Raw genomic sequence first — 4,969 nt, 5'->3', positions numbered from 1 at the left:
GTGGCAAGCTGCCGCAGGACGACAAGTCCGCCGGCCAGCGCGTCTGGCTGAAGCTGGATTTCTGAGCCGAGCCCGCGGGCCCGGTTCCCCACTCCTTTCATTCCAAGCATTCATGGCGGTTTACACCGAGGTCAGCGCCGAACAGGCCGGCTCGCTGCTCGCGCGGCTGGGTCTGGGGCCGCTGGTCGCGATGCAGCCCATCGGCAGCGGCATCGAGAACACCAACTACTTCGTCACCACGCCCGAGGGCGAATGGGTGATGACCCTGTTCGAGCGCCTGTCGCACGATCAGCTGCCCTTCTACCTGCGCCTGATGCAGCACCTGGCTCAGCGCGGCCTGCCGGTGCCCGAGCCCCGGGCCGATGCCCAGGGCGAGCTGGTGCAGACGGTGGCGGGCAAGCCCGCGGCCCTGGTCAACCGCCTGCAGGGCGAGAGCCTGGACGCGCCGGACCTGCACCACTGCCGCGAGCTGGGCGGTGTGCTGGCCCGCATGCACCGGGCGGTGGCTGATTTCCCGCTGCAGCAGCCCAACCTGCGCGGCCTGCCCTGGCGCGAGGCCACCGCCCCGGTGGTGCGCCCGCACCTGGGCGCGGCCGATGCCGCCCTGCTGGACCAGGAAATGGCCCACCAGCGCGAACTGCACGCCAGCGCGGCTTACCAGAGCCTGCCCAGCGGTGCCGTCCACGCCGACCTGTTCCGCGACAACGCCATGTTCGCCGGCCTGCCCGGCCGCGAGCGCCTGAGCGGCGTGTTCGACTTCTACTTCGCCGGCACCGACACCTTTGTCTTCGATCTCGCCGTGGTGCTCAACGACTGGTGCATCGACCTGGACAGCGGCCGGCTGGACCTGCCGCGGGCCGAGGCCCTGATGAGCGCCTACCAGGCCGAGCGGCCGCTCTCCGGCACCGAGCTGCGTCTGCTGCCCGCCCTGCGCCGCACCGCGGCCCTGCGCTTCTGGCTCTCGCGCCTGTCCGACTGGCACCTGCCGCGCGAGGCCAGCCTGCTGCAACCCAAGGACCCGGTGCACTTCGAGCGCGTGCTGCGCGACGCCGCCGAGCGCCCCTGGCACGCCGACGTCTGAGCGCATGGCACTCATCCTCAAGACGGTGCCGGCCTCGCAGGGGCTGGTCTGGGTGCGGCAGGGGCTGCGCGAATTCGTTCGCCATCCGCTGAGCTACACGGCCCTGTTCACGGCCTTCATGCTGGCCGGGGCCATCGTGTCCCTGCTGCCGGGCTTTGGCGAGGTGCTGGTGCTGGCCGGCATCCCGCTGCTGACGCTGGCCTACATGATGGCCACCGCGGCCAGCCTGCGCGGTGTGCGGCCTTCGCTGTCGGTGTTCATCGCCCCCTGGCGGCACTTGCCGGTGGAGCGACGCCGCGGCCTGCTCACCGTGGCCCTGGGCTACGCCTTCCTGACGCTGGTGCTGCTGATGGCCTGCAACCTGTTCGACCACGGCGGCGTGGACGACCTGATGCAGGGCGTGAGCCGCAACGCTGACCCGGACGAGTTGCAACGCCTGGCCGATGCCCCCGGCGTGATGGCCGGCATGCTGGCCCGCGTGACCGTGACCCTGCTGCTGAGCATGCCCTTCTGGCACGCCCCGGCGCTGGTCTGCTGGGTCGGCCAATCGCCCGCGCAGGCCATGTTCTCCAGCGTGCTGGCCCTGTGGCGCTGCCGCGCGGCCATGCTGGTCTACGGCCTGGGCTGGATGGGGCTGATGATGCTGGCCGGCGTGGTGCTGAGCCTCTTGGTGGTGTTGCTGGGCGTCAGCTCGCTGATAGGACTGCTGTCGATGCCGCTGGCCCTGGCGATGACCTCCGCCTACTATGTCTCCCTGTTCTTCACCTTCCGCGACAGCTTCGGCCAGGCGGAGTGACCCCGACTGCCACGAGGTGCTCGCCATGTTCCGACGCTTTTCCGCCCTGCTGACCCCAGTCCTGCTGCTGGCCTGTCTGGCCGGCACGCCAGGCTGCGCCGTCGTCGAGGTGGCGGGCGCCGCCACGGGCGCGGTCATTTCGGTGGGGGCCAGCGTGGTGAGCACCGGCATCACCGTGACGGGCAAGGCCGTGGGCGCCGGGATCGACGCGGTCAGCGGCAGCGACAAGCCCGCCCCCTGACCCCGGCCCGCTCGGCGGGCTCGCTCCCATGCGTTCTCGATAGGCCTCAGTAGGCGCGGCGCGGGGACACCTGCAGATCCACCTCGCCGGCCAGCCGGGCGGCCTCGAAGTCCGCCTCCAGAGACTGCAACGCCGGCGCATCGGCCGCCGACACGGACTGGATCCCCACCGCGCGATCCCGCCCCATGGACTTGGCGGTGTAGAGCGCCATGTCCACCAGATTGACCGCCCGCTCCCAGCCCAGGGCCACCTGATGCGCGGGCAGGGGAAAAGCTGCATAGCCCAGCGAAGCCGAGATCGGCAGCAGGCGCCCCGAGTCCAGGGCGATGGCCTCGTCGCCCAGCGCACGCAGCACCCGCAGTGCCAGCGCATCCAGCGCCTCGCCCTGCAGATCCGGAGCGAAGATCAGGAACTCCTCGCCCCCCCAGCGGCAGACGATGTCCCCGGCGCGCACGGAACCGTCCAGACGGCGAGCCACCTCGATCAGCACCGCATCGCCGGCCGGGTGGCCAAACTCGTCGTTGATGCGTTTGAAATGATCCACATCCACCAGCAGCAGCGCACCGCGGAAGGCCGCCCCACCCCGGGTGGCCAGCACCTCGCGGAAATGTCGGCGGTTGGCCAGGCCGGTCAGCGGATCGCGCTCGCTCTGCACCCGCAGCAGGGCCTCGCTGTGGCGCAGGCGGCGGGTAGCGTCACGCGCACGCAGCGCCAGCATGCCCACCACACCGGCCGCCAGCCCCAGCAGCACGATGGCCGCCACCCAGATCCGCTCGATCAGGGTCTGGGTTTGCAGGTGCGATGAACGCAGCGCGTTCTCCCGCTCCAGCAGATCCAGCTCGCGGCGCTCGGACTCGGCGCGGTAGGTGGCCCGCATCTGCGCCAGGATGGCCGCCTGGTTGTCGGCGTTGATCTCTTCCCGCAGGGCCTGCTCGCGGTGCAGCAATTCCAGGGCGCCTCGCACATCCCCCAGGGCAGCCAGCGCCTCGGACCCCTCCTGCAGGGCCACGCGCATGGCCGCCCGGGCGCCGGTGGCGTCCCAGAGCTTGAGGGCGGCCTCCATGTCGGCCCGCCCCTGGGCCACCTGCCCCAGCTGCATCCTGGCCAGCCCGCCGTTGTGCAACAAGGTGGGCTGGCCTCGCAGTTCGTGGTGGCGCCGCAGCACCGGATAGGCCTGCTCCACCGCCTGCAGGGCCTCGCGCGGCTGGCCGGCTCTGCGCAGCAGGTCGCTCAGGCTGGGCAGGATGCGGGCCTGCATGCGGGGCGAGTTCAGGGGTTCGGCCAGACGCAGCGACTGGTGCATCAGACGCAGCGCCGTCTTGGAATCTCCACTCTCCAGTGCGAGCCGGGCCTCGGCAAAGCGCACCCACACCAGCGAGTGCACATCACCATGCTGCCGCACGACCCGGTCGGCCTGCGCGATCAGCGCGCGGGCCTGATCCGGGTGGTTGAGCGCCTGCTGGTACACGGCCTGCATGGCCAAGCTCCAGGCCTCCAGCCCCGGAACCATCCCGCGCTCGGCCACGGCGTGGGCCCGCTCGGCCAGGCCCTGGGCCTCGACCAGATCGCCACGCGTCTCGGCGCGCTGCGCCTGCAGATGCAGGGCCCGCCACCAAGCCCGGTAGTCGCAATCGGGCGCGGGCTGGCGCGAGCCGCAGGCCTGGTCATAGGCCTGATCGGCCAGACGCCCCTGAAGGAACGCCTCGGCCGGATGTCCCAACAGGTCCTGCAACACCGCCTGGATCAGGGCCTGATCTCCCTGCAGCTCGGCCCGAAAACGCGCATCGACCTGGCCATCGGCCGCCAGAGACGCCAGGGTGTCCAGGGCGCGGCGCACATCCTCTTCCATGTCGGAGCGGGCCGCCACCAGGCCGCGGGTGCGGGCTCGCATGCGCTGCCAGGCCAGCACCGGGACGCCGCTGGTGGGCGGGGGCGCCTGCTCCAGCTCGGCCAGCACCGCGGCCGGGTCGTCCTCGCCTCGGTGAACCCACTCGTCCGACACATCGCTTAGGGCCCGTCCGATGCCACCCTCCCCCACCTGGAAGACGGGCGCCGCACCCGCCAACCCCTGGGCGCCTGCCAGCCAGCCGGCGAGCAGCCAACCCAGCCGCACCCCCGGCAGCCGCCGGCCCCAGGGGGTGCTCATGCGGTCTGCCCCACCACGTCGGGACCGTGGATTTCGACCAGTTGCGCTTCGTCCCGGCGCCAGACGGCCTCCAGATCCTGCATCTGGTGCGCCACCTCGTCCAGGTTGCTGGCCGTCATCCGCCGGATCCCCACCGCGCGATTGCGCCCCTGGGTCTTGGCGATGTACATGGCCGCATCCACCAGGTCGATGGCCATGGACCAGGGCACCTCCAGCTGCTGCGGCTGCAGCGGGAAACTGCCAAAGCCGATCGACGCGGTGACGGCCACCCGGTCGGGCCCCACCACCACCGGCAGGGATGCCAGTGCGTTGAGCAGGCGCTGCGCCAGCAACTCGGCCGGCTCGCCCTCCTCGCCTGGCACCAGGATCATGAACTCCTCGCCCCCCCAGCGGACGACGATGTCCTGCTCGCGGAGCACAGCCTGCAGGCGTCGGGCCACCTCGATCAGCACGGCATCGCCACCGGCATGGCCGAAGTTGTCGTTGATGCGCTTGAAATGGTCCAGGTCCAGCAGATAGAGCGTGCCACCGGCATCCTCCCCCTGGGTCATCAGGCGCTGGAAATGCCGGCGGTTGGCCAGGCCGGTCAGCGGGTCCTGCTCGCTCTGCACCTTCAGGCGCTCGTTGACGCTGTGCAGGGCCCGCTGAGTGGCCTTCATCCGGCGGTGCAGCAGGGCCAGCAGCAGCACCGCCATGCCCACACCC

5 protein-coding genes are annotated in these 4,969 nt (G+C 71.2%); 3 read left to right on the top strand and 2 right to left on the bottom strand.

The annotated features are described in order from the left end of the window. The first annotated feature begins 112 nt into the window (after positions 1-112). The 3 genes from I73_RS09155 to I73_RS27045 are packed head-to-tail and all read left to right on the top strand — an operon-like array spanning position 113 to position 2,118. Positions 113-1,081 carry a homoserine kinase gene (locus I73_RS09155; protein WP_022980330.1) on the top strand — a complete coding sequence of 323 codons (969 nt, stop codon included), beginning with the start codon at positions 113-115 and terminating at the stop codon, positions 1,079-1,081. A 4-nt stretch (positions 1,082-1,085) separates the two neighbouring features. Next, a complete protein-coding gene (locus tag I73_RS09150) occupies positions 1,086-1,877 on the top strand; it encodes a BPSS1780 family membrane protein (RefSeq protein ID WP_026096509.1) in 792 nt (263 codons plus the stop codon). Positions 1,878-1,902: 25 nt separating this feature from the next. Then, positions 1,903-2,118, top strand: a complete 216-nt coding sequence (locus I73_RS27045) for a hypothetical protein (RefSeq protein WP_040500074.1) — start codon at positions 1,903-1,905, stop codon at positions 2,116-2,118. Between the two features lie 46 nt (positions 2,119-2,164). On the opposite strand, the gene I73_RS09140 is transcribed toward I73_RS27045, so the two are convergent. Next, entirely contained in the window at positions 2,165-4,264 is a 2,100-nt protein-coding gene (locus I73_RS09140) for a GGDEF domain-containing protein (protein ID WP_022980329.1), read from the bottom strand. Next, a partial coding sequence (locus I73_RS09135) for a GGDEF domain-containing protein (RefSeq protein ID WP_022980328.1) occupies positions 4,261-4,969 on the bottom strand: 709 nt, incomplete at its 5' end. The genes I73_RS09140 and I73_RS09135, both read right to left, overlap by 4 nt.

Source organism: Ideonella sp. B508-1, from assembly GCF_000333615.1.
Lineage (GTDB): Bacteria > Pseudomonadota > Gammaproteobacteria > Burkholderiales > Burkholderiaceae_C > Ideonella.
The sequence above is the reverse complement of the archived record's forward strand: the minus strand, read 5'-3'. Positions and strand labels throughout refer to the sequence as shown.